Origin of the sequence: Caballeronia sp. LZ032 (assembly GCF_031451315.1) — a bacterium.
Classification (GTDB): domain Bacteria; phylum Pseudomonadota; class Gammaproteobacteria; order Burkholderiales; family Burkholderiaceae; genus Caballeronia.
Map to the genome: position 1 here is coordinate 3,157,756 of NZ_JARUXP010000001.1, position 22,290 is coordinate 3,180,045.

Sequence of the window (22,290 nt, forward strand, 5' to 3'; positions counted from 1 at the left end):
CGGTGCGGCGAACCGTCATTCTGCTGCGACGGCTATTTCGATCAGATGTCGCTCGGCGACGAGCATCGGCACTTTCAGACGCTCCACGCCGAGCACCGTTGCGCCCGTCGGGAGACGTGCGACTTCGGCATCGGGCTTGATGCCTTTCATCGCGAGAATGCGCCCATCGACTTCGACCAGATGACGCGAAAGTGTAACGAAATCGGAGAGCTCTGCGAATGCGCGAGACACGATTACATCGAATTTTTCTGGTATTTCGATACCTGGACGCAGCGCTTCGACGCGCCCCGTCACGACGGACAGATTGCCAAGACTCAACTGAGCCTTGACTTGCGACTGAAAGGCACTCTTTTTGTGGACGATGTCGTTCAATGTCACGCGGACGTCCGGCAGGGTGATCGCCAGCACGACGCCCGGCAGTCCGCCACCCGAGCCGACATCGAGCACCGTCGACGGATGGCGGGCAGACACCATCGGCACGATGGCGAGCGAATCCAGAATATGCTGAATCATCATTTGCTCAGGATCGCGGATGGCCGTCAGGTTGTAGACGGCGTTCCACTTGCCGAGCAGCGCGACATAGTCGAGCAGCTTTTGTTTTTGCTCAGCAGAAAGCGAAATGGAGAGATCGGCGGCGCCCTTGTCCAGTATCGTCGCGAGCGAGGGCGGGCGTTCCGTCATTGAACCGCCGTCGGGTTGCCTGCCGAGGATGAATCTTCCGCCGAGTTACGACCCCGACGGCCAGCGCCGCGCTTGAGGTGAACCATCAGCAACGAGATCGCCGCTGGCGTGATGCCCGAAATGCGCGAAGCCTGCCCGATCGTCTCCGGTCGATGCTGCATAAGCTTCTGGCGCGCTTCGAACGACAGCCCGCGGACTTCGTTGTAGTCGAGCGCGTCCGGCAAACGGGTGTTTTCCTGCGCGCCATTGCGCATGATTTCGTCGGCCTGACGCTCGATATAACCTTGGTACTTCACGCCGATTTCGATCTGTTCCTTGATCTGCGCCAGTAACACCGGATCGTCCGCGAGTCCGGCGTCCGGTCCGCATTCTCCATCGCGAAGGGCGCAGATCGCGTCATAGGACACTTCCGGACGACGCAGCAGGTCTGCAAGGCTATATTCGTGGTCGATCGGCTTACCGAGCAGTGCTGTCGCCTCTTCTGCCGGCAGCGTTTTAGGATTAACCCACGTCACACGCAGACGCTGTGTTTCACGTGAAACAGCATCACGCTTGCGACTGAACGCATCCCAGCGTGCGTCATCAATAACGCCCAACTCCCTACCCGCTTCCGTCAAGCGCATGTCTGCATTGTCTTCGCGTAACGAAAGACGATACTCCGCACGGCTGGTGAACATCCGATACGGCTCGGACACGCCGCGTGTCACCAGATCGTCGACCAGCACACCCAAATAGGCCTGGTCACGTCGCGGCGACCACGCATCCTTTCCTTGGACTTGTAGTCCGGCGTTGATCCCGGCCAGAAGTCCCTGAGCCGCCGCTTCTTCGTATCCGGTGGTCCCATTGATCTGCCCGGCGAAGAACAGACCGTTGATCGCCTTGGTTTCAAGGGAGGCCTTCAACGCGCGCGGGTCGAAATAGTCATATTCGATCGCGTAGCCGGGGCGAAGAATGTGCGCATGCTCGAGACCACGCATCGAGCGGACCAAGTCAAGCTGGACGTCGAACGGAAGGCTGGTTGAGATCCCGTTCGGATAAAACTCATTGGTCGTGAGCCCTTCCGGTTCGAGAAAAATCTGATGCGCATCCTTCGAAGCAAACCGGTGAATCTTGTCTTCGATCGACGGACAGTAGCGCGGCCCTACCCCCTCGATTACGCCGGTGTACATCGGCGAACGATCCAGGCCCGAGCGGATGATGTCATGCGTCTGTGCGTTGGTATGGGTAACCCAGCACGGCACTTGGCGGGGATGCTGCTCAACGCGGCCAAGGAACGAGAAGACCGGGATGGGATCGAGATCGCCGGGCTGTTCCTCGAGCTGCGAGAAATCGATCGTCCGGCCGTCGATTCGCGGCGGCGTACCGGTCTTGAGCCGGCCCTGAGGGAGCTTCAGTTCCTTGAGACGCGCAGAAAGCGACACGGCTGCGGGATCGCCTGCACGGCCACCGACGTAATTATTCAAACCAACATGGATTTTTCCGTCGAGGAAGGTCCCAGCCGTCAGAACGACCGCCCGGCCTCGGAAACGCAGTCCCACCTGCGTCACCGCGCCGACAACGCGATCCCCCTCCACCATCAGATCTTCCACTGCCTGCTGGAATAGCCACAGATTCGGCTGATTCTCCAGCCGATGACGTATCGCCTGCTTGTAGAGCAGCCGATCAGCCTGCGCCCGCGTCGCGCGAACAGCTGGGCCCTTCGAAGAGTTGAGGATGCGAAACTGGATGCCCGATTCATCCGTCGCCGCTGCCATTGCGCCGCCGAGCGCATCGACTTCCTTGACCAAATGCCCTTTGCCGATGCCGCCAATCGACGGATTGCAGCTCATCTGGCCGAGCGTCTCAATATTGTGCGTCAGAAGGAGCGTCTTGCAGCCCATGCGTGCTGAAGCAAGCGCCGCCTCAGTGCCCGCATGACCGCCGCCAACGACGATCACGTCAAATTCAGTGGGATAAAGCATTGGGATCTCGTGTGCGAACGACACGATCCTGAAGAGAGAACAGCCTTGAATTATAACGGTTTCTTCTCTTCCTCAACTTCGACGCAGGTCCGATGCGCGAAAAAAAGCGTGTTTCACGTGAAACACGCCCCTCTTCGACAGCATGAAACAAAGCATCTAGGCCATTTTCTTGGACAGACCGAGATAAGTTTCAATCACCTGAGGATCGTGCTGCAGATCATCCGCCTTGCCTTCCAACGCAAACTCGCCGGTTTCCAAGACATATCCATAGTCCGAAATCTGGAGCGCCGCGCGGGCGTTCTGCTCGATCAGCAGCGTCGCAACGCCACTCTGTCGCAATGCACTGATGATGTGGAAGATCTCTTTAACGATCAGCGGAGCGAGACCAAGGCTCGGTTCGTCGAGCATCAGCAACTGCGGCTTGCCCATCAGCGCCCGCCCGACTGCCAGCATCTGCCGCTCCCCGCCCGACAGCGTTCCCGCCGCCTGCTTCCGCCGTTCCTTGAGACGCGGAAACAAGCGGTAGACCTCATCGATCTGATCAAGGAAGTTTCGCTCGCCGGCCCGCTTGCGCCGATACGCTCCGAGAATCAAGTTGTCTTCCACCGCCATCGTGGCGAATAGCTCACGCTTTTCTGGGACGAGACACATGCCTCGCGATACCCGCCGTTCGATCGCCAGTGCAGACACTTCTTCACCAAGGTAACGCACCGAGCCTTTGGCATGTCCCGATGACGGCAACGCACCCATGATGGCGTTCAGCAGTGTCGACTTGCCGGCGCCGTTCGGGCCGATCACGGACACGATCTGACCGGCGCCGACCGTGAGCTTGCCGTCGTGCAACGCCTCGACCTTGCCGTATCTCACCGACAAGCGATCCACTTGCAGAATCGGATTCGTAATCTGCGACATCATTCCACCCCGCCCAAATACGCTTCCAGCACCGCAGGATCCTTCTGCACGTCGACTGGCAGTCCTTCCGCGATCTTCGTGCCGAATTCCATCACGACGAGTCGATCCGTCAGATTCATGACGAAATCCATGTCGTGTTCGACCAGAAGAATGCTCATCCCTTCCGCGCGCAGCTTGCGAAGCAGTTCAGCCAGCTGTTGTTTTTCCTGATAACGCAAACCAGCGGCGGGCTCATCGAGCAATAACAAAGTCGGATCACAGCAGAGCGCACGCGCGATTTCCAGAATCCGCTGCTGGCCAAGCGCCAGACTTCCAGCCTCGCTGTAGATGTGCTTCTCGAGCCCGACGCGCCGAATCTGCCTGGCCGCTTCCGCCATCAACCGGGCTTCCTCGGCTGCATTCAAGCGAACAATGCTTCGCCACACGCCTGTCGTGCCGCGCAGATGCGCGCCAATCGCCACGTTTTCGAGCACGGTCATGCCGGGCAGCATCTTGACGTGTTGGAAGGTTCGCCCGATACCCCGCTTGACGATATCGCGCGACGTGAGCTTCTCGATGCGTTCGCCGTGAAAGCTGATCGCACCACTGGTCGCCTGCAACACGCCGGTGACGAGATTGAACGTCGTCGATTTTCCCGCGCCATTCGGACCGATCAAACCGATGATCTCGCCTGCCTTGACTTCGAAGCTCACGTCATTGACGGCAACCAATCCGCCGAATTGCTTGCGCGCCTTTTCAACGACCAGCAGACGTTCTCCCGTCGCCGGTTTGCTGCGCTGCGGCAAAGCTTCCCCGTGCTCGGGAACGTGTGCACTCGGCGCGCGCGGAAAAAGTCGTGCGACGAACGGCCATACGCCCTGCCGCGCATACTGGAGCAGCAACACCATCACGACGCCGAACACGATGATCTCGAAGTTGCCGTTCGCCCCGATCAGCTTGGGCAACCAGGTTTGCAGATAGTCCTGCAGAACGGTGAGGATCGTGGCGCCGAGAATCGCACCCCAGACATGCGATACCCCGCCCACTACCGCCATGAACAGGAATTCGATGCCGTGATTCAGGCCGAACGGCGTCGGATTGACGGCGCGCTGCAAATGCGCGTACAGGAAGCCGGAAATGGCCGCCAGGACCGCCGCATAGATGAAGATGGTGACCCGCATCCACGCGGTGTTCACGCCCATTGCCTCGGCCATGGTGCCGCCGCCGCGCAGCGCGCGAATGGCACGTCCCGGCCGGCTGTTCAGAAGGTTCTGAACTGAAATCACCGCCAGCAGCACGACCACCCAGATCAGGTAGTAAATGCTCCTGCCCGATTCGAGCTGCCATCCGAAGACGCTCAAAACCGGAATGCCGTTGATGCCGTCGTACTTGCCGAGCAACTCCATGTTGCCGAACAGATAGAACAGCGACAGGCCCCAGGCGATCGTGCCAAGCGGCAGGAAGTGGCCCGAGAGACGCATGGTGATCAGCCCGAGCAACAGCGCAATGAAAGCGGTCAGCACGACGCCTGCAATCAGCGCAAGCCACGGCGAAACGCCGTACTGCGTCGTCAGGAAGGCCGTTGCATAGGCGCCGACGCCCACGAACGCGGCCTGCCCGAAGCTCGTCATGCCGCCGATCCCTGTCAGCAGCACGAGCCCGATCGCGACGATCGAATAAAGCCCGATGTAGTTCAGCAGCGTGATCCAGTACTCCGGCACGGCGACCGGTCCCGGCAGCACCGGCAGCGCGAAGACGACCAGCAGGAACACCCAGAAGAATCGATAACGTTTCAGGAATTTCATCCGCTTACTCCTCGTCCTCATCCGTATGCGGCGTTGCCAAGCTCCGCCACAGCAACACCGGAATGATCAGGGTGAAGACGATCACTTCCTTATAGGCACTCGCCCAGAACGACGAATACGATTCGAGCAGCCCCACGAGCAGCGACCCGGCTGCCGCGAGCGGATAACTCACCAGACCGCCGACAATGGCGCCCACGAAGCCCTTCAGGCCGATCAGGAAGCCCGAGTCGTAGTAGATCGTCGTGATGGGCGCGACCAGCACGCCGCACAGCGCGCCGAGGCCCGCGGCGAGCGTGAAGGCGAGCCGCCCCGCCTGCGTCGTGCCGATGCCGACCAGCCGCGCGCCGAGACGATTCACCGACGTTGCGCGGAGCGCCTTGCCGGAAATCGAGCGATCGAAATAGAAGTACAGCGCGACGATCAGCACCACCGCCGTTCCGACCACCCACAGGCTTTGCCCGGAGATCGACACGCTGCCGAGATTGAAGTTGGCATCGGAGAAGGCTGTCGTGCGCGAACCTTCGGCGCCGAACATGACGAGCCCGAGTCCCACCATCGCGAAATGCACGGCTACGGCAACGATCAGCAGCAGCAGCGTGCTCGCCTCTGCGATTGGCTCATAGGCGAGGCGGTAGACGAACGGCCCCATCGGCACGACGATCAGCAGCGTCAGCGCGATCTGCGCGATCATCGGCAGCGTCTGGAGAGCGACCGCCTGGGTCAGCGCCCACACGGCCACCGGGAACAGCAGATACTTGCCTGCGAGCACAGCCAGCAAGCGTCCGATCTGGTGATATCGCGCGGGATGACGCACGATGCCGGCCGTTTCGGCGACGAAGCAGCCCACGCCCATGGCGATGAGCAGATAGCAGGTCGCCGGCAGCTTCTGTGTTTGCAGGGCCGCGAGCGTCAGCGCGCCGTACGCGACGAACTCGCCCTGCGGTATGAAAATGACCCGCGTGACGGAGAACACGAGCACCAGCGCCAACGCCAGCAACGCGTAGATCGCGCCTGTGGTGATCCCGTCCTGCGCGAGAATCGCCGCAATCGATAAGTCCATACTTCCTCTTCAAAGCTTCTCGTGGAACAGGCGCACCGGAATCGGCGGCCTCGCATGCTCGAAGCGGCGCGCCGTTGCCGGTGCGCCGCCCCGTCATCTCGAAATTAAGACGCATGAACGCGCGGTGACGCGCGACACACGGCTTAGTCGTTCAGCAACTTCCACTTTCCGTCGACGATCTGCACCATCACGCGCGCGCGATCGTCGAAACCGTTGTGATCGGTCGGAGTCGTGTTCATGATGCCGTGCGCGACCGGCAGGTCCTTCAGGTTTTCCAGCGCGGCGCGCAGCGCCTCGCGGAATTCCGGCGTGCCCGGCTGGCCTTTCTTGAGCGCCTCGGGAATGGCCCGCTGAAGCATCTGGCCGGCATCCCATGCATGGCCGCCGAAGGTCGACAGCGACCCCGCGCCATAGGCCTTCTCATACGCGTCCTTGTACGCCGCCGAAGACTTCTTCACCGGATTGCTCGCCGGCAGCTGCTCGGTCACCAGCACCGGGCCCGCGGGCAGGATCTCGCCTTCGCAATCCTTGCCGCACACGCGCAGGAAGTCGTTGTTGGCCACGCCGTGCGTCTGATAGACCTTGCCCTTGTAGCCGCGCTCCTTCAGCGCCTTGGCCGGCAGCGCCGAAGGCGTGCCCGCGCCCGCGATCAGCACCGCGTCCGGATTCGCGCCCATCGTCTTCAATACTTGTCCGGTCACCGACGTGTCCGTGCGGTTATACCGTTCGTTCGTGACGATCTTCAGCTTGTGCGCCGCTGCGGCCGTGTTGAAGACGTTGTACCAGCCGTCGCCGTAGGCATCCGCGAAGCCGATGAAGCCCACCGTCTTCACGCCGTGCTTCTCCATGTAGCTCGCGATCGCATCGGCCATCAAGGCATCGTTCTGCGGCGTCTTGAAGACCCATGCCTTCTTCGCATCCATCGGCGCGATGATCGCGGCCGATGCGGCCATCGAGATCATCGGCGTCTTGCCGGACGCGGCGGGGTCGATCATCGCGAGCGAGTTCGGCGTCACGGTCGAGCCGACGATCGCATCCACATGATCCTCGTCGATCAGCTTGCGCGTGTTCTGCACCGCGCGGCTCGTGTCCGAGCCGTCGTCGAGCACGATCCACTCGACCGACTTGCCAGCGATTTCCTTCGGCAGCAGCGCGACGGTATTTTTCTCGGGAATCCCAAGCGATGCCGCCGGGCCCGTCGCCGAGAGCGTCACGCCGATCTTCACCTGGGCATATGCCGCACCCGTGCCGAGCAGCGCGCCGCCCGCAAGTGCGAGCGCCATGCTCGTCCTGATCCATGCCTTCTTCGTTTTCATTGCTGTCTCCAAACGCGACGTGCTCGTTTTGCCAACACGCACCCCAGCGGTGCGCTGCTGCGAGTTGTTATCGATGCCGCCTCTTGTGGGCCAATCGAGCCAGGCCATGCAAAGGGCCGCCCCAATCTATTTACCGCCATACTGCATGCCAAGGGTGGTTTTCCCTGACCGTTGCGCGACGTGTTGCCCTGACTGCACGTGAGCATTCCGCGAGGCTTTGCGCCCTCTTCTTTCCGTCGCTTCCCGCCAACTGCACCACACAGAAAAAAGGCGCGTTCTGCTTCGACGCGCCTTGGTTTCCGAATCAGTTCACATACGATTCCGTCAGTTGCCCGAGAGCTTCCACTTGCCGCCGACGATCTCGACCATCACGCGGGCGCGCTGGTCGAGTCCGGAGTGATCGTTCGCGCTCATGTTGAAGATCCCGTGCGAGGCCGGCAGATTCTTCGTCTCTTCGATAGCGGCGCGCAGCGCTTCACGGAACGCCGGCGTGCCCGGCTGACCCTTCTTCAGCGCAAGCGGAATGGCGCGCTGGAGAATGAGGCCCGCGTCCCACGCGTGACCGCCGAAGGTCGACACCGACCCCGCGCCATACGCGCCTTCATAGGCCTTCTTGTAGGTCAGCGCGGCCTGCTTCACCGGATTGGTGTCCGGCAATTGCTCCGCGACCAGCAGCGGACCCGCCGGCAGGAAGGTGCCTTCGCAATCCTTGCCGCACACGCGCAGGAAGTCGTTGTTCGCGACGCCGTGCGTCTGATAGAGCTTGCCCTTGTAGCCCCGCTCCTTGAGCGTCTTCTGCGGCAGCGCGGCCGGAGTGCCCGCGCCCGCGATCAGCACCGCATCCGGGTTCTGCGACATCATCTTGAGCACCTGGCCCGTGACCGATGCATCGTTGCGCGCGAAGCGCTCGTTCGCGACGACCTTGATCTTCGCGAGGTCGGCGGCCTTCGAGAATTCCTTGAACCAGCTTTCGCCATAGGCGTCGCTGAAGCCGATGAACGCCACCGTCTTCACGCCATGATTCGACATGTGCTGCGCGATGGCGGTGGCCATCAGGATGTCATTCTGCGGTGTCTTGAAGACCCACGCGCGCTTGGCATCCATCGGTTCGACGATGCTCGCGGCGGCGGCCATCGAGATCATCGGCGTTTGCGTTTCGGAAGCGATGTCGATCATCGCGAGCGAGTTGGGCACCACGGTGGAGCCGACCAGTGCATCGACATGATCTTCGCTCGTCAGCTTGCGCGCGTTCTTCACGGCCTGGGTGGAGTCCGTGGCGTCATCCAGCACGATGTACTGGATCTTCTGACCAGCGACTTCCTTCGGCAGCAAGGCAATGGTGTTCTTTTCCGGAATGCCGAGCGACGCGGCCGGACCGGTCGCCGAGACCGTCACGCCGACTTTCACGTCCGCCCAAACCTGAGTGCTGAATACCGCCGAAAACCCGACAACGGCCATTGCGACCGCGTTGATGCGTGAAGCCAACTTCATTGATGTGCGCCCCGTAATTCGTGTTTCTTCGTGATGAACTGCTCGCGAAAATGCCCCTGAATTGCGCTCGCCGCGAATTCCCGACCAGTGGGTCGGGAAATGCAGTTTAGCGAGGCATGCGCTGCGCAGCAAGCGTTTTGAAGGCTCTCCCGTGTGGCTTTTCGCATTGTTTTTCAAGGCCTTGCGCAATCACCTCGCGCAAGCTGGGAAGCCTCAGGGAAAACCCCGTTTAAAATCGCCCGCCGAATTTAATCACATAATCAGCGGGCAATAAAAAAAGCGCTGTTGGACTCATCCAACAGCGCTTTTCGGTCGGGCACTTCGTGCCTCATGTCTCCTCGTTCTCCACCTCAAAAATCTGGGTGCAACAGAACTAGACCGAATGTTAAAGAACGCAACAGTGCACGACAACCTAGCATTTACCCTAGTGGTGCATGAAAGCACCCGGAAGGGGCGTACTTCTTGCAATAAAACACGCCTCGGTGCGTGGCTCCGCGGATTTCAGCCTTGCAGCGGACGGACCCGCGCGACGATCTCCCCGACAATGCCGCGCCGGAACGCCAGCACGCAGGCAATGAAGATGACGCCGGTCACGATGGTCACGGATTCGCCGAGCGAGTTGAACCACGTCATGCCGGTCAGCCGCGCGAGACCGCCGCCGATGTCGCCGAGCCGGTCCTCCAGCGCGACGATGATCGCGGCGCCGAGCAGTGGTCCGAACATCGTGCTCATGCCGCCGACGAGCGTCATCAGCACCACCAGGCCGGACATGGTCCAGTAGGCGTCGCCGAGCGTCTCGAAGCCAAGCACGAGCGTCTTGGTGGCGCCCGCCAGTCCGGCGAGTCCCGCCGACAGCACGAAGGCCAGCAGCTTGTAGCGCGACGTATCGTAGCCGAGCGACACCGCGCGCGGCTCGTTCTCCTTGATCGCGATCAGTACCTCGCCAAACGGCGAATGCACGATGCGCACGATCAGCGCGAACGCGAGCAGCATCACGACCAGCACGACGTAGTAGAGCGTGATGTCGCTGCCGAGATCGATCATGTTGAACAGCTTGCCGCGCGGCACGCCCTGCAAGCCGTCTTCGCCGTGCGTGAACGGCGCCTGCAGGAACACGAAGTACACCATCTGCGCGAGCGCGAGCGTGACCATTGCGAAGTAGATGCCCTGGCGGCGGATCGCCAGCAGCCCCGCGACGAGTCCGAGCAGCGTCGCCGCCGCCGTACCCGCGATCACGCCGAGTTCCGGCGTCAAACCGATGGTCTGGATCGAATAGCCGGCGACGTAACCGGCGGTCGCGAGAAACATCGCGTGGCCGAACGAGAGCAAGCCGGTATAGCCAATCAGCAGGTTGAAGGCCGCGGCGAACAGCGCGAAACACAGCACCTTCATCATGAACAGCGGATACACGCCGACGAACGGCGCCACGATCAGGCCGATCAGCAACAGGCCGTAGAGCGCTTTTCTCTGCATCATTTTTCCTTGCCGAAGAGTCCTGCCGGGCGAATCATCAACACGATCGCCATGATGACGAAGACGACCGTCGCGGACGCTTCCGGATAGAACACGCGCGTGAAACCTTCGATCACGCCGAGCAGGAGACCCGTGAGGATTGAGCCCATGATCGAACCCATGCCGCCGATCACGACGACCGCGAACACGGTGATGATCATCGACTGCCCCATCAGCGGCGACACCTGGATCACGGGCGCGGCCAGCACGCCGGCGAAGGCCGCGAGCGCCACGCCGAAGCCGTAGGTCAGCGTGATCATCAGCGGCACGTTGACGCCGAACGCCTCGACCAGCTTCGGGTTTTCCGTGCCCGCGCGCAGATACGCGCCCAGGCGCGTCTTCTCGATCACGAACCACGTCGCGAAGCACACCGCCAGCGACGCCACCACGACCCACGCACGATAGTTCGGCAGGAACATGAAGCCGAGATTGGTCGCGCCGGACAGCAGCGAGGGCACGTCGTAAGGCTGGCCCGACGAGCCATAGATGGAGCGGAACACGCCCTCGACCACAAGCGTCAGGCCGAAGGTCAGCAACAGCCCGTAGAGATGGTCGAGCTTGTAGAGCCAGCGCAGCATCGAGCGCTCGATGACCATGCCGAACAGCCCGACGATGACCGGCGCAAGCACGAGCATCGCCCAGTAGGGAATGTTGAAGTACGCGTAGCCCATCCACGCGAGCATCGCGCCCAGCATGAACAGCGCGCCGTGCGCGAAGTTGATGACGTTGAGCAAGCCGAAGATCACCGCGAGACCCAGGCTCAGGATCGCGTAGAACGAGCCGTTCACCAGCCCCAGCAACAGCTGGCTCAGCATTGCGGCGAGTGGAATGCCGAAAATTTCCATTGAACCTGCCGTCAGAAACGTGTTGACGCGGTTGCAGCGGCGGAGGTCCTCACCGGACGCCCGCCGCGCGAACGCGCTGAATCACTGCCGAATGCTTACTTCCAGAGCTTGCAGCGCGATTCCGCCTTCGTGCCGAATGCCTGGTCGCCCGGAATCGTGGCGGTGATCTTGTAGTAATCCCACGGTTCCTTCGACTCCGACGGCTTCTTCACTTCCATCAGGTACATGTCGTGGATCATCGCGCCGTCTTCGCGAACGTAGCCCTTCGCGTAGAAGTCGTCGATCTTCATCTTCTTCAGCTGTTCCATGACCTTGTCGCTGTCGGTCGTGCCCGCCGCCTGCACGGCCTTCAGATAGGTCGTGGTCGCCGAATAGTCCGCGGCCTGCAGGCTGCCCGGCATCTTCTTCATCTTGTCGAAATAGCGCTTGGCCCAGGCGCGCGTCTTGTCGTCCTTGTTCCAGTACCAGCTGTCCGTCGCCACGAGGCCCTGCGTGGTCTCCAGGCCCAGCGAGTGGATGTCGGACAGGAAGATCAGCAGCGCGGCGATCTTCATCGACTTGGTGACGCCGAATTCCTTCGCCGCCTTGATGGAATTGACCGTGTCGCCGCCCGCGTTGGCGAGGCCGAGCACCTGCGCCTTCGAACCCTGCGCCTGCAACAGGAACGACGAGAAGTCCGACGCCGACAGCGGATGGCGCACTTCGCCCAGCACCTGGCCGCCGCTCGCCTTCACGACGTCCGCGGTGTTCTTCTCGAGCGCCTTGCCGAACGCATAGTCCGCCGTCAGGAAGTACCACGTCTTGCCGCCCTGCTTGGTCACCGCGGAACCGGTGCCTTTGGCGAGCGCCATCGTGTCGTAGGCGTAGTGAACCGTGTAGGGCGAGCATTGCTCGTTGGTCAGGTTGTCCGCGCCCGCGCCGATGTTGATGTACGGAATCTTCTTCTCGGCCGTGACCTGTGCGCTGGAGAGCGCCGTGGCCGAGTTCGTGCCGCCGATGATCGCATTCACCCCGTCGCGGTCGATCCACTCACGCACGCGCGATGCAGCGATATCCGCCTTGTTCTGATGGTCCGCATATACCAGTTCGATCGGCTTGCCGTTCACCTTGCCGCCGAAATCCGCGATGGCCATGCGGATCGCTTCGAGGCCGCCTTGTCCGTCGATGTCCGCATAGAGGCCCGACATGTCGGTGACGAAGCCGATCTTCACGGTGTTGCCGTCGGCGGCGTATGCGCTGCTGCTCATCACCGCCACACTCGCCGCCGCAGCCGCAAAGCACAACGTAGAGAGGCGCGCGAGGGTCTTCTTTTTCATTCCAGTCTCCATGAGTTTTTGATTTGATGCGGTGTTACTGGTGATGCCCTTTCCATTCCGGTGCGGCACGCCGGCGCCCGATTACACGCCGAGCAGTTCGTGCAGCACCGGCATCTTCGCCTCGAGTTCCCCCGCGCCGAAATGCTCGACGATATTGCCGTGCTCCATCACGTAGAAGCGGTCCGCGAGCGGCGCCGCGAAACGAAAATTCTGTTCGACCATGACGATGGTATAGCCGCGCGACTTGAGCATCAGGATCATGCGCGCGAGTGTCTGCACGATGACCGGCGCGAGGCCTTCCGAGATTTCATCGAGCAGCAGCAGGTTCGCGCCGGTGCGCAGGATGCGCGCGACGGCCAGCATCTGCTGCTCGCCGCCCGACAGACGCGTGCCCTGGCTGGCGCGGCGTTCCTTCAGGTTGGGGAACATCGAATAGAGTTCGTCGAGCGACATCGCATCTTTCGGGTCGCCGATCAGCGGCGGCAACAGCAGGTTTTCTTCGCAGGACAAGCTCGAGAATATGCCGCGCTCCTCCGGACAATAGCCGACCCCGTAATGCGCGATCTTGTGTGTAGGCAGGCCGATGGTCTCGTGTCCGCTCACGCGGATCGAACCCGTGCGCCGCCCGGTCAAACCCATGATGGCCCGGAACGTGGTGGTGCGGCCCGCGCCGTTGCGTCCGAGCAGCGTGACCACTTCGCCGCGGTTCACCTTGAGGTCCACGCCGTGCAGGATATGCGACTCGCCATACCACGCCTGAAGGCCCGAGATTTCCAGCGCCGGCACGTTGCTGGCCCCGCCGTTCGCGTTGAGCGAGCGGCGTTCTTCCACGATCGTACTCATGCATGCGCTCCGGTGAGCGCCGCATCGGCGCTGCCCATGTAGGCTTCCATCACGAGCGGATTCTTCGACACTTCCGCGTAGCTGCCTTCGGCGAGCACTTCGCCTTGCTTGAGCACGGTGATGGTGTCGGAGATGCCTGCGATCACGTTCATGTTGTGCTCGACCATCAGGATGGTGCGGCCCGCCGACACCTTCTTGATCAGCGCCGTCACGCGGTCGACATCTTCGTGGCCCATGCCTTGCGTCGGTTCGTCGAGCAGCATGAGCTCCGGCTCCATCGACAGCGTGGTCGCGATCTCCAGCGCGCGCTTGCGGCCATAGGACAGCTCGACGGTTTTCGTGTCGGCGAAATCGGTGAGGCCGACTTGCGTCAGCAGATCCATGGCGCGGTCATTGAGCTGGTCGAGCGAGCGTTCGCTGCGCCAGAAATGAAACGACGTGCCCAGCTGCCGCTGCAAGCCGATGCGCACGTTCTGCAGCACCGAGAGATGCGGGAACACCGCGGAGATCTGGAACGAGCGGATGACGCCGCGCCGTGCGATATGCGCGGGACGTTCGCGCGTGATGTCGACGCCGTTGAAAACGATCTGGCCCGCAGTGGGATCGAGAAATTTGGTGAGGAGATTGAAGCAGGTGGTCTTGCCTGCGCCGTTCGGTCCGATCAGCGCGTGGATCGAACCCCGGCGCACGCGCAGGTTCACGTCATTCACGGCCGTGAAGCCTTTGAACTCCTTGGTGAGCCCTCGCGTTTCCAGAATGGTGTCGCCGAGAATCATGTCCCCTTCCATGCGAAGTGAAGCGCTAGACAGCGGGTGGGTCTGCGCCTTGTTTTTTTGATCCGCGCGCACCGGGCGGTGTCTCCATTCCGGTACTGCTTCGCTTCGTACAGCGCTGTTGCGTCCGCACAAAGTGCGCACGAGTGTCCTCGAGCATCACTTGATCCGGGGCCATTGTCGCGCCAATGATGCAGCGCAATCATTGGGATTTGCACTAACTAACGAATGGCTTGGAAGGCGCGCTGCATGCACGCTTCGAGGGCATGCGAAGCGGTATTTCTGCAACGCATGCAGGCGCATCGGATGCATCGCGTGCGATGTCATCCGTGCGCCATGCCTCTGTCATCTCAACATGTGAAGTGCGCTCGTTCGCACCGTCATGCGAAGGCAGTCGCGATCGCTTCTTCCGTGGCAAGACCGCGCCGGTCCTCGCGGATCATCTCGCTCGCGCGCTCGGCGATCATCAGCGTCGGCGAGTTCGTGTTGCCCGAGGTGATGGTGGGCATCACCGAGGCATCGACCACACGAAGGCCACGCACGCCGATCACGCGCAGGCGGCTGTCCACGACCGCGGCGGGATCGTTGTCGGTGCCCATGCGGCAGGTGCCGACCGGATGGAAGATCGTGGTCCCGACCTGCCCCGCCGCTTCGACCAGTTCTTCCTGGGTCTGGAACTGGATGCCCGGAAGAATCTCCTGCGGCGCATATTGCGCGAGCGCGGGCGCGGCGGCGATGCGCCGCGTGAGTCGCAAGGCATTGGCGGCGACTTCGCGGTCGCGGTCCGTCGACAGATAATTCGGCGCGATCAGCGGCGCCACATGCGCATCCGGCGACTCGATATGCACGCTGCCGCGCGAGGTCGGCCGCAGATTGCATACTGAGGCGGTGAAGGCGTTGAACGCATGCAGCGGCTCGCCGAAGCGTTCGAGCGACAAAGGTTGAACGTGATACTCGAGGTCGGGCCGCTTGATGGACACGTCGTCGGGATTGGACTTGGCGAACGCCCCAAGCTGCGAGGGCGCCATCGACATCGGGCCGCTGCGCATGAACGCATACTGCATGCCGATGAACAGCTTGCCCCACCAGTGCGCGGACAAGGTGTTGAGCGTACGCACACCGGTCACCTTGTAGGCCATGCGCAATTGCAGATGATCCTGCAGGTTTTCACCGACGCCGCGCAGATCCTTCACCACGTCGATGCCGAGCCGCTGCAGACGCGCGCCATTGCCGATGCCCGACAGTTCGAGAATCTGCGGCGAGTTCACCGCGCCCGCGCTCAGCACGACTTCGCAGCGCGCACGCGCAAGGTAATCGACATCGCCGCCGCGATACTCGACGCCGACACAACGCGCCCCTTCGAACACGAGCCGTTGCGTATGCGCGCCGGTGATCGTCGTCAGATTGGGACGCTTCATGGCTTCGCGCAGGAAGGCCTTGGCCGCATTCCAGCGGATGCCGCCACGCTGGTTCACATCGAAATAGCCAACGCCCGTGTTGTCGCCGCGATTGAAATCTTCCGTAGCGGGAATGCCGGTCTGCTGCGCGGCCTGCGAGAAGGTTTCGAGGATCTTCCACTTGAGACGCTGCTTCTCGACGCGCCACTCGCCGCCCGCGCCATGCCACTGATTCGCGCCGCCATGATGATCCTCGCTGCGCTTGAAAATCGGCAGAACAGAGTCCCATGACCAGTTCGGATCGCCGCTGATGTGCGCCCAGTCGTCATAGTCCTCGCGCTGGCCGCGCATGTAGATCATGCCGTTGATCGACGAACAGCCGCCGAGCACCCGGCCGCGCGGATACGACAGCGCACGCCCGTTGAGCCCGGGCTCAGCCTGGGTCTTGTAGAGCCAGTCCGTGCGCGGATTGCCGATGCAATACAGATAGCCGACCGGAATGTGGATCCAGTGATAGTCGTCCTTGCCGCCGGCTTCGAGCAGCAGCACCTTGACGTCCGGATCTTCGGTGAGGCGATTCGCCAGCACGCATCCGGCCGTGCCCGCACCCACGATGATGTAGTCGAATTCGCCTTCGAGCCTGCGCGCGTCCTGTTTCATTGCCGTCTCCGATATCGTCTTTCGTTGTCGTTGTTTTGTTGCGCGATGCGTACGACACCGAGCGTACTGCCGGTCACGTCTCCGAATCCAATCAGATATGTTCAACTGCGATATAAGAAGCGTTAATATCAGCGGATGGACTACACCCTGCTGCGCGCCTTTCTCACCGTCGCTCGCGAAGGCAACCTGACGCGCGCGGCGGCGCAACTGCATGTCACGCAGCCAGCCGTCAGCCTGCAGATCAAGAACCTTCAGGAGATGCTCGGCGTCGTGCTGTTCTCGCGCACGTCGCACGGCCTGCTGCTGACGCGCGATGGCGAAGCGTTGCTGCCCCATGCCGAGCGCGCGCTCGCCGCCGCCGCCGACGTCCGCCGCGCCGCTGCCGCCTTGCGTCACGAAGTGAGCGGCACCTTGCGTATCGGTTCGATCCTGGATCCCGAGTTCCTGCGCCTGGGCGGCTTCCTGCGCCAGCTGGTGGAGACGTATCCGCGCATCGAGACCTCGCTGCGGCATGGCATGTCGGGCTGGGTGCTGGAACGCGTGCGGACGCGCGATCTCGATGTCGGCTATTACATCGGCGATCCGGCCAGCGACGGCACACGCGACAGCGACCGTTTCCACGTCGTGCGGCTCACGCCTTTCGTGTATCGCGTGCTGGCGCCGGCAGGCTGGCACAACCGCGTGAACAAGGGCAAGCGCAGCTGGGCCGCGCTCGCGAAGCTGCCGTGGATCTGGACGCCGGCCGAATCCGCGCACAACCGGCTCTTGTCGCGCCTGTTCCGCGAAGCGGGCGCGATGCCGACGGTGGTCGCCGAAGTGGATCAGGAGCCGTCGATGCTCGATCTCGTCAAGTCGGGCATCGGGCTTTCGCTGGTGCGCGATTCGATCGCGCTCGGCGAGGCGCATGCGCACGCGCTGACGATCGTCGAAGGCGTGTCGGTGCCGACGCAGCTGTCGTTCATCGTGCTCGCCGAGCGGTGCGACGAGCCGGCCATCGCGGCGGCGCTGCGGCTGATCGACGCGCAATGGGCCGTGTGACGACCCGTCCGGCGGCCATGCCCGAAAATTGCGCAGGGTTTCAAGCGGGCTTCATCGAAACTTTGCTAGTCTGAGTCCTCGCTTAACCCAACCTTTTGTGTTCGAGGAGTCTTCATGGCACGCAACATCGAAATCAAGGCGCGCGCGCATCAGTTCGAGCAATTGCGCGAGCGCGCGGCCGCGCTCGCCACCGACGCGCCGCTTGTGTTTCGCCAGCAGGACTTCTTCTACGACGTGCCCACCGGCCGTCTCAAGCTGCGCCAGTTCGACGACGGCACGCCATCGGAACTGATCTTCTATCAACGCGACGACCGCGACGGCCCGAAGGTGTCGTATTACTCGCGCAGCCCGGTCACGAATCCCGAGGCCATGCACGCGCTGCTGGCCCAGGCGCTGACGACGCGCGGCATTGTTTCAAAGGAGCGCCACGTGTATCTCGTCGGGCGCACGCGAATTCATCTGGACCGCGTGGATGGCCTCGGTGATTTCATCGAGCTGGAAGTGGTTCTGGGCCAGGACGACGATGAAGCCGGCGGCGAACAGGAAGCGCACGCGATGTTCGCGCAACTCGGCGTAGGCGAAACGGATCTGGTGCCGCTCGCGTATGTGGATCTGCTGAACCCGGCTCAGGTTGCGGCTTAAGAGGCGTCGGCGGCCAGATGAGCGAGCGGTAACGGACCATTGCGCTTGAAGGTCGTCAGCACGATGTTCGAGCGCACGCTGTCCACGCCCGGCACCCGCATCAGCTTCTTCATCACGAAACCTGACAGCGCGTTCAGGTCCGGCGCGACGATGCGCAGCAGGTAATCCGCGTCGCCCACCGTGGCATGGCATTCGAGCACTTCGGGCAGCAGGTCGATCTGCTGCTGGAACTGCTCGATGACCGAATCGCCATGATGCTTGAGCTTCAGGCTCGTGAAGGCCGTCACGCCGAGTCCCAGCTTTTCGGGCCGCAGCATGACCCGATAGCCCTCGATCACCCCCACCGCCTCCAGCCTCTGCAAACGCCGTCCGATCTGCGACGGCGAAAGCGGTACCTGTTCGCCCAGTTGTTGATGCGTGGCCCGTCCGAAGCGTTGCAGGACGTCCAGCAGGGCGAGGTCGAAATGGTCAAGATCGAGCATGAGGCGAATGTGCGCGTAAGCGGGAGCGAATGCGACTTTATCGCATTAACGCGGTCTGGCTCTCTTAACCCTTGCGGCAGAGGGCCGTTCCGTGCGCAGGAATCCGACCCTTACAGTAAAAACAAGGTAACGTGCATGTTACGAACGATGACAGCGCCGAAAGGCAGAAAAACACGGCAAAGCGCGTGATTTTTTGGCGGCTGGAAGCTTAACTGAAGAAAGCCGAAAGCGAGGATGCGCCCAAGCTTTCAGTCGCGCATGCCATTGTTGAAGCGCACGTAAGCTTCCCACGCGGCGCGGGCGTCTTCGTCCAGCTGTTCGGAAGGCAGACTTGACCGACGCTGTACAATCAGCAGCGCATAAGGCCTGGACAGTGCGCTCGCCTCCTTGCAAAGAGCGAGTTCATCGCCGCTCGACGGCGAGCGGCCGCGCCAGTAGTTGATCGCGGCTTCGAGTTCGTTGATCGGGATGAGCGCCATGTCCGGGAAGAAAGACAATCGATGTACGGCCGCTCGCGGCTCAAAGCAGGGTCGCGCAACGCCGCATGAGATGTGAGTTTTAACTGGCTCGAGCCTGCCGCCGCGTCATGCATGACAGAACATGCCACCGATCGCCCCCGCCGGCCTGAGCTCAACCCATTGTACTTGAGCGACTCCATGCGAATCCTTCTGATCGAAGACGACCGCCCCATCGCGCGCGGCATCCAAAGCAGCCTCGAACAATCCGGCTTCACGGTCGACATGGTGCACGACGGCATCTTCGCCGAACAGGCCCTCGCGCAAAACCGCCACGAACTCGTCATTCTCGATCTGGGCCTCCCCGGCATCGACGGCATGACACTGCTCGCGCGTTTTCGCCAGAGCAACCGCCATACGCCGGTCATCATCCTCACCGCGCGCGACGAACTGCATGACCGCGTGCAAGGCCTCAACAGCGGCGCCGACGACTACATGCTGAAGCCCTTCGAGCCGCAGGAACTCGAAGCGCGCATTCGTGCCGTGATGCGTCGCAGCGGCCCGCACGGCGACGTGCCGCGTCCCGAAGTCTCGCTGGGCGGCCTGCGCCTGTCGGGCGTCGATCGCCGCATCTTCAACGACGAGCGTCCGCTCGAACTGTCGCCGCGCGAATTCGCCGTGCTGGAAATGCTGTTGCTGCGCCATGGCCGCGTGGTCAGCAAGGCGCAGTTGCAGGATCACCTGACGCACTTCGGCGGCGATCTCGGCGACACGGCCATCGAAGTCTATGTGCATCGCGTGCGCAAGAAGCTGGAGAACACCCGCGTCGAGATCGTGACGGTGCGCGGCTTCGGCTATCTGCTCCAGGAAATCCGTCAGGCAGCCTGACGCTCCGCGTCGGCTGCCCCGAAGCAGACTGCCTTGCGATTTCCCACCCGGCGCGCGGGCGACCAGCGTTTCGCCCGCGAAGACTGGCTCGATCTGGCGCGATCGAAAGCCCCCGAGACACCGACGCCGCCGAGCCTGCGGCGCACGTTGCTGCGCCGCCTTGCCGCGCCGCTGTCGCTGCTCGCGCTGATGAGCGGCCTGATGGCGTACTGGCTTGCCTGGCAATACACGCAGCACGTGGTGGACCGTTCGCTCGCGGATCTGGCCACCGCCATCTCCAAGCAGATCCAGCTCGCGGGCGTCGATGCGCCTGTCACCGTGCCGCCGCTCGCGCAGGCGATGTTCTCCGACCCGGTCGAGCAGCTCATCTACCGCATCAGCACGGGCGACGAGGAAATCGCCGGCGAGCGCGACCTGCCGCTCACGGGCAGCAACGTCCGGCGCATTCACTACGCGTATGTCTTCGAGACGCACTTTCAGGGCGTGAGCGTGCGCGCGGCGCAAGTGCGCGTGCCGCAACCGACCGGCAATCCGATCGTCGTGGAAGTGGCGCAGCGCGTGGGGTCGCGCTATCGCATCGCGGTGGAGTTCCTGATCGCGATCATGATGCCGCTCGCGCTGCTGCTGCTCGCCGGCTGGGTGATCGTGTGGCGCGTCGTGAACCAGCAACTGAACCCGCTGACCGACCTCGCCGACGCACTCAACCAGCAGACCCACATCTCGCTCGAACCGGTCGACGAAACCTACGTACCGGGTGAGATCCGTCCGCTCACCAGCGCGATGAACGCCTTGCTCGTGCGCCTGCAGACGGCGCTCGATGCGCAGCGCAAGTTCATCGCCGATGCTGCGCATCAGCTGCGCACGCCACTGACGGCGGTGAAGCTGCACGCGGAACAGGCGCTCAGCTCACGCGATCCCGCCAAGGCGGTGGAAGCGGTGAAGGAGCTGCGCGCCTCGGCTGACCGGGCGGTGCGGCTGTCGAATCAATTGCTTTCGCTGGCGCGGGCAGAACCGGGCGAGCAGGCCGCGCGCTTCACCGATTTCGATTTCGCCGCGCTCGCCTTCGAAACCGGCGCCGAGTGGGTGCCACGGGCACTCGCATCGAATGTCGATCTCGGCTTCCAGCGCCTCGACGATCCCGAGAACGAACATCCGCTGATCGTGCGCGGCAATATCGTGCTGACGCGCGAGGTGATTGCGAACCTGATCGACAACGCGCTCAAGTACATTCCGCCGTTTCGCGCGGAGGGCGCGCGCATCACGCTGACGGTCAGCGAATGGCGTGACGAGGAACGGCGCGCTTTCGCCGAAGTGGTGGTGGAGGACAATGGACCCGGTGTGCCGTCCGACCAGCAAGCCGATCTCTTCAAGCGCTTCTTCCGTGGCGATGGCCAGAACGTCGAGGGCGGAGCGGGATTGGGTCTCGCGATCGTGCATGACATCGTCGTGCTGCACGGCGGCTCGGTGCATTACGAGGATGCGCCCGAAGGCGGCGCGCGCTTCATCGTGCGCATTCCGCTCAAGCAGGAAGCCGTAGCGCAGTCGTGAAAAGAGCCACGGTAAAGATCACCGTGGCTCTTCTCGAAGACAATCGTTGTTGCCGGACCCGCTACTTCTTTTTCTTTTCCTTTTCCTTCTTCACGGCCAGCATGGTGCCGCGGCATTTCTTCGCGCCGCAACGGCACTCGTATTCCTTCTTGAGCTTCTTCGTGATGCGGCCTTCGATGACGAGGCCGTAGTCGTAATTCAGCTCTTCTTCCGCCTCGATATCGCGCAGCGCGTGAATGAAGACACGCCCTTCGATTTCCTCGGCTTCGCAGTTCGGCGCGCACGAATGGTTGATGTACTTCGCGCTGTTGCCTTCGATCTTGCCGTCGATCACGCGGCCGTCGTCGAGGGCGAAATAAAAGGTGTGATTGGGCTCGTCGGGATTGTGCGGATGGCGTCGCAACGCTTCCTTCCACGAGATGCGCTCGCCCTTGTATTCCATCACCTTCTCGCCGGCGGCGATCGGCTTCACAGCAAACACGCCCTTGCCGTGCACGCCTGAGCGGCGAACGGTGACCCTGCGTGAACTCATCGACTGAATCCTTGAATGACGCTTCGCTCCCGCGCGCTCGGGATGAACATCGGGGATAAAAAAAACGCGGTGGCCTTCGAGGCGCCGCGTTAGCTTGGTTGAACGCTCACAGGTCCAACACACCGGTATCCTACACTCCCGGCGCGCGAATGCT

At 62.3% G+C, this 22,290-nt stretch carries 20 protein-coding genes; 4 read left to right on the forward strand and 16 right to left on the reverse strand.

From position 1 onward, the window contains the following. Positions 1 to 15 precede the first annotated feature (15 nt). The 13 genes from rsmG to QCE69_RS14880 all read right to left on the reverse strand — a co-directional run bounded on the left by rsmG (position 16) and on the right by QCE69_RS14880 (position 16,551). Positions 16 to 681, reverse strand: a complete 666-nt coding sequence (gene rsmG, locus QCE69_RS14820) for a 16S rRNA (guanine(527)-N(7))-methyltransferase RsmG (RefSeq protein WP_309931344.1) — start codon at positions 679 to 681, stop codon at positions 16 to 18. Further along, positions 678 to 2,642 carry a tRNA uridine-5-carboxymethylaminomethyl(34) synthesis enzyme MnmG gene (mnmG, locus tag QCE69_RS14825; protein ID WP_309931346.1) on the reverse strand — a complete coding sequence of 655 codons (1,965 nt, stop codon included), beginning with the start codon at positions 2,640 to 2,642 and terminating at the stop codon, positions 678 to 680. The genes rsmG and mnmG overlap by 4 nt, the downstream gene beginning before the upstream one ends. Before the next feature lie 156 nt (positions 2,643 to 2,798). Then, on the reverse strand, positions 2,799 to 3,557 hold the full coding sequence (locus QCE69_RS14830) for an ABC transporter ATP-binding protein (protein WP_409021187.1): 759 nt from the start codon (positions 3,555 to 3,557) through the stop codon (positions 2,799 to 2,801). Continuing rightward, the gene (locus QCE69_RS14835; RefSeq protein ID WP_309931348.1) at positions 3,554 to 5,338 is read right to left on the reverse strand and encodes a branched-chain amino acid ABC transporter ATP-binding protein/permease; all 1,785 of its coding nucleotides are present in this window, start codon (positions 5,336 to 5,338) and stop codon (positions 3,554 to 3,556) included. The genes QCE69_RS14830 and QCE69_RS14835 overlap by 4 nt, the downstream gene beginning before the upstream one ends. 4 nt (positions 5,339 to 5,342) lie before the next feature. Continuing rightward, a complete protein-coding gene (locus QCE69_RS14840) occupies positions 5,343 to 6,398 on the reverse strand; it encodes a branched-chain amino acid ABC transporter permease (protein ID WP_309919256.1) in 1,056 nt (351 codons plus the stop codon). 143 nt (positions 6,399 to 6,541) lie between these two features. Beyond that, positions 6,542 to 7,714 (reverse strand): ABC transporter substrate-binding protein, encoded by a 1,173-nt coding sequence (locus tag QCE69_RS14845; RefSeq protein WP_309810925.1) that lies wholly within the window; start codon positions 7,712 to 7,714, stop codon positions 6,542 to 6,544. 324 nt (positions 7,715 to 8,038) lie between these two features. Next, positions 8,039 to 9,205 carry an ABC transporter substrate-binding protein gene (locus tag QCE69_RS14850; protein ID WP_309931350.1) on the reverse strand — a complete coding sequence of 389 codons (1,167 nt, stop codon included), beginning with the start codon at positions 9,203 to 9,205 and terminating at the stop codon, positions 8,039 to 8,041. Positions 9,206 to 9,706: 501 nt separating this feature from the next. Further along, complete coding sequence (locus tag QCE69_RS14855; RefSeq protein WP_309811755.1) at positions 9,707 to 10,678, reverse strand: branched-chain amino acid ABC transporter permease; 972 nt, start codon at positions 10,676 to 10,678, stop codon at positions 9,707 to 9,709. After that, positions 10,678 to 11,562 (reverse strand): branched-chain amino acid ABC transporter permease, encoded by an 885-nt coding sequence (locus QCE69_RS14860; protein WP_309810934.1) that lies wholly within the window; start codon positions 11,560 to 11,562, stop codon positions 10,678 to 10,680. Before QCE69_RS14860 ends, QCE69_RS14855 begins: the two co-directional genes overlap by 1 nt. Before the next feature lie 95 nt (positions 11,563 to 11,657). Beyond that, on the reverse strand, positions 11,658 to 12,878 hold the full coding sequence (locus tag QCE69_RS14865) for an ABC transporter substrate-binding protein (RefSeq protein WP_309919259.1): 1,221 nt from the start codon (positions 12,876 to 12,878) through the stop codon (positions 11,658 to 11,660). Positions 12,879 to 12,959: 81 nt separating this feature from the next. Continuing rightward, positions 12,960 to 13,721: an ABC transporter ATP-binding protein gene (locus QCE69_RS14870; protein ID WP_309898389.1), complete on the reverse strand. Its 762-nt coding sequence runs from the start codon at positions 13,719 to 13,721 to the stop codon at positions 12,960 to 12,962. Then, complete coding sequence (locus QCE69_RS14875; protein ID WP_309810943.1) at positions 13,718 to 14,497, reverse strand: ABC transporter ATP-binding protein; 780 nt, start codon at positions 14,495 to 14,497, stop codon at positions 13,718 to 13,720. The genes QCE69_RS14870 and QCE69_RS14875 overlap by 4 nt, the downstream gene beginning before the upstream one ends. Positions 14,498 to 14,874: 377 nt before the next feature. After that, positions 14,875 to 16,551: a GMC family oxidoreductase N-terminal domain-containing protein gene (locus tag QCE69_RS14880; RefSeq protein WP_309931352.1), complete on the reverse strand. Its 1,677-nt coding sequence runs from the start codon at positions 16,549 to 16,551 to the stop codon at positions 14,875 to 14,877. 135 nt (positions 16,552 to 16,686) lie between these two features. Between QCE69_RS14880 and QCE69_RS14885 the strand changes: the two genes are divergently transcribed. Next, positions 16,687 to 17,589: a LysR family transcriptional regulator gene (locus QCE69_RS14885; protein ID WP_309919264.1), complete on the forward strand. Its 903-nt coding sequence runs from the start codon at positions 16,687 to 16,689 to the stop codon at positions 17,587 to 17,589. A 114-nt stretch (positions 17,590 to 17,703) separates the two neighbouring features. Further along, positions 17,704 to 18,231, forward strand: coding sequence for a class IV adenylate cyclase (locus QCE69_RS14890; protein WP_309931354.1), 528 nt, complete (start codon positions 17,704 to 17,706; stop codon positions 18,229 to 18,231). On the opposite strand, the gene QCE69_RS14895 is transcribed toward QCE69_RS14890, so the two are convergent. Continuing rightward, a complete protein-coding gene (locus tag QCE69_RS14895) occupies positions 18,228 to 18,713 on the reverse strand; it encodes an Lrp/AsnC family transcriptional regulator (RefSeq protein ID WP_309810952.1) in 486 nt (161 codons plus the stop codon). The two genes, QCE69_RS14890 and QCE69_RS14895, sit on opposite strands and share 4 nt — an antisense overlap. Positions 18,714 to 18,961: 248 nt before the next feature. Next, entirely contained in the window at positions 18,962 to 19,192 is a 231-nt protein-coding gene (locus QCE69_RS14900; RefSeq protein ID WP_309898397.1) for a DUF3717 domain-containing protein, read from the reverse strand. A 177-nt stretch (positions 19,193 to 19,369) separates the two neighbouring features. Here QCE69_RS14900 and QCE69_RS14905 point away from each other — a divergent pair, with 177 nt between their 5' ends. Next, entirely contained in the window at positions 19,370 to 20,056 is a 687-nt protein-coding gene (locus QCE69_RS14905) for a response regulator transcription factor (protein ID WP_309810954.1), read from the forward strand. Between the two features lie 93 nt (positions 20,057 to 20,149). Further along, positions 20,150 to 21,604 (forward strand): sensor histidine kinase N-terminal domain-containing protein, encoded by a 1,455-nt coding sequence (locus QCE69_RS14910; RefSeq protein ID WP_309919885.1) that lies wholly within the window; start codon positions 20,150 to 20,152, stop codon positions 21,602 to 21,604. A gap of 61 nt (positions 21,605 to 21,665) precedes the next feature. On the opposite strand, the gene QCE69_RS14915 is transcribed toward QCE69_RS14910, so the two are convergent. Then, the gene (locus tag QCE69_RS14915) at positions 21,666 to 22,136 is read right to left on the reverse strand and encodes an SET domain-containing protein-lysine N-methyltransferase (protein WP_309919270.1); all 471 of its coding nucleotides are present in this window, start codon (positions 22,134 to 22,136) and stop codon (positions 21,666 to 21,668) included. Positions 22,137 to 22,290 lie beyond the last annotated feature (154 nt).

Coding starts and splice junctions, on each gene's coding strand:
- QCE69_RS14890 (WP_309931354.1), top strand. CDS start 17,704: ATGGCACGCAACATCGAAATCAAGGCGCGCGCGCATCAGTTCGAGCAA.
- QCE69_RS14880 (WP_309931352.1), bottom strand. CDS start 16,551: ATGAAACAGGACGCGCGCAGGCTCGAAGGCGAATTCGACTACATCATC.
- QCE69_RS14870 (WP_309898389.1), bottom strand. CDS start 13,721: ATGAGTACGATCGTGGAAGAACGCCGCTCGCTCAACGCGAACGGCGGG.
- QCE69_RS14875 (WP_309810943.1), bottom strand. CDS start 14,497: ATGATTCTCGGCGACACCATTCTGGAAACGCGAGGGCTCACCAAGGAG.
- QCE69_RS14860 (WP_309810934.1), bottom strand. CDS start 11,562: ATGGAAATTTTCGGCATTCCACTCGCCGCAATGCTGAGCCAGCTGTTG.
- QCE69_RS14900 (WP_309898397.1), bottom strand. CDS start 19,192: ATGGCGCTCATCCCGATCAACGAACTCGAAGCCGCGATCAACTACTGG.
- QCE69_RS14895 (WP_309810952.1), bottom strand. CDS start 18,713: ATGCTCGATCTTGACCATTTCGACCTCGCCCTGCTGGACGTCCTGCAA.
- QCE69_RS14915 (WP_309919270.1), bottom strand. CDS start 22,136: ATGAGTTCACGCAGGGTCACCGTTCGCCGCTCAGGCGTGCACGGCAAG.
- QCE69_RS14840 (WP_309919256.1), bottom strand. CDS start 6,398: ATGGACTTATCGATTGCGGCGATTCTCGCGCAGGACGGGATCACCACA.
- mnmG (WP_309931346.1), bottom strand. CDS start 2,642: ATGCTTTATCCCACTGAATTTGACGTGATCGTCGTTGGCGGCGGTCAT.
- QCE69_RS14835 (WP_309931348.1), bottom strand. CDS start 5,338: ATGAAATTCCTGAAACGTTATCGATTCTTCTGGGTGTTCCTGCTGGTC.
- QCE69_RS14905 (WP_309810954.1), top strand. CDS start 19,370: ATGCGAATCCTTCTGATCGAAGACGACCGCCCCATCGCGCGCGGCATC.
- QCE69_RS14865 (WP_309919259.1), bottom strand. CDS start 12,878: ATGAAAAAGAAGACCCTCGCGCGCCTCTCTACGTTGTGCTTTGCGGCT.
- QCE69_RS14885 (WP_309919264.1), top strand. CDS start 16,687: ATGGACTACACCCTGCTGCGCGCCTTTCTCACCGTCGCTCGCGAAGGC.
- QCE69_RS14855 (WP_309811755.1), bottom strand. CDS start 10,678: ATGCAGAGAAAAGCGCTCTACGGCCTGTTGCTGATCGGCCTGATCGTG.
- QCE69_RS14830 (WP_409021187.1), bottom strand. CDS start 3,557: ATGATGTCGCAGATTACGAATCCGATTCTGCAAGTGGATCGCTTGTCG.
- QCE69_RS14850 (WP_309931350.1), bottom strand. CDS start 9,205: ATGAAGTTGGCTTCACGCATCAACGCGGTCGCAATGGCCGTTGTCGGG.
- QCE69_RS14845 (WP_309810925.1), bottom strand. CDS start 7,714: ATGAAAACGAAGAAGGCATGGATCAGGACGAGCATGGCGCTCGCACTT.
- rsmG (WP_309931344.1), bottom strand. CDS start 681: ATGACGGAACGCCCGCCCTCGCTCGCGACGATACTGGACAAGGGCGCC.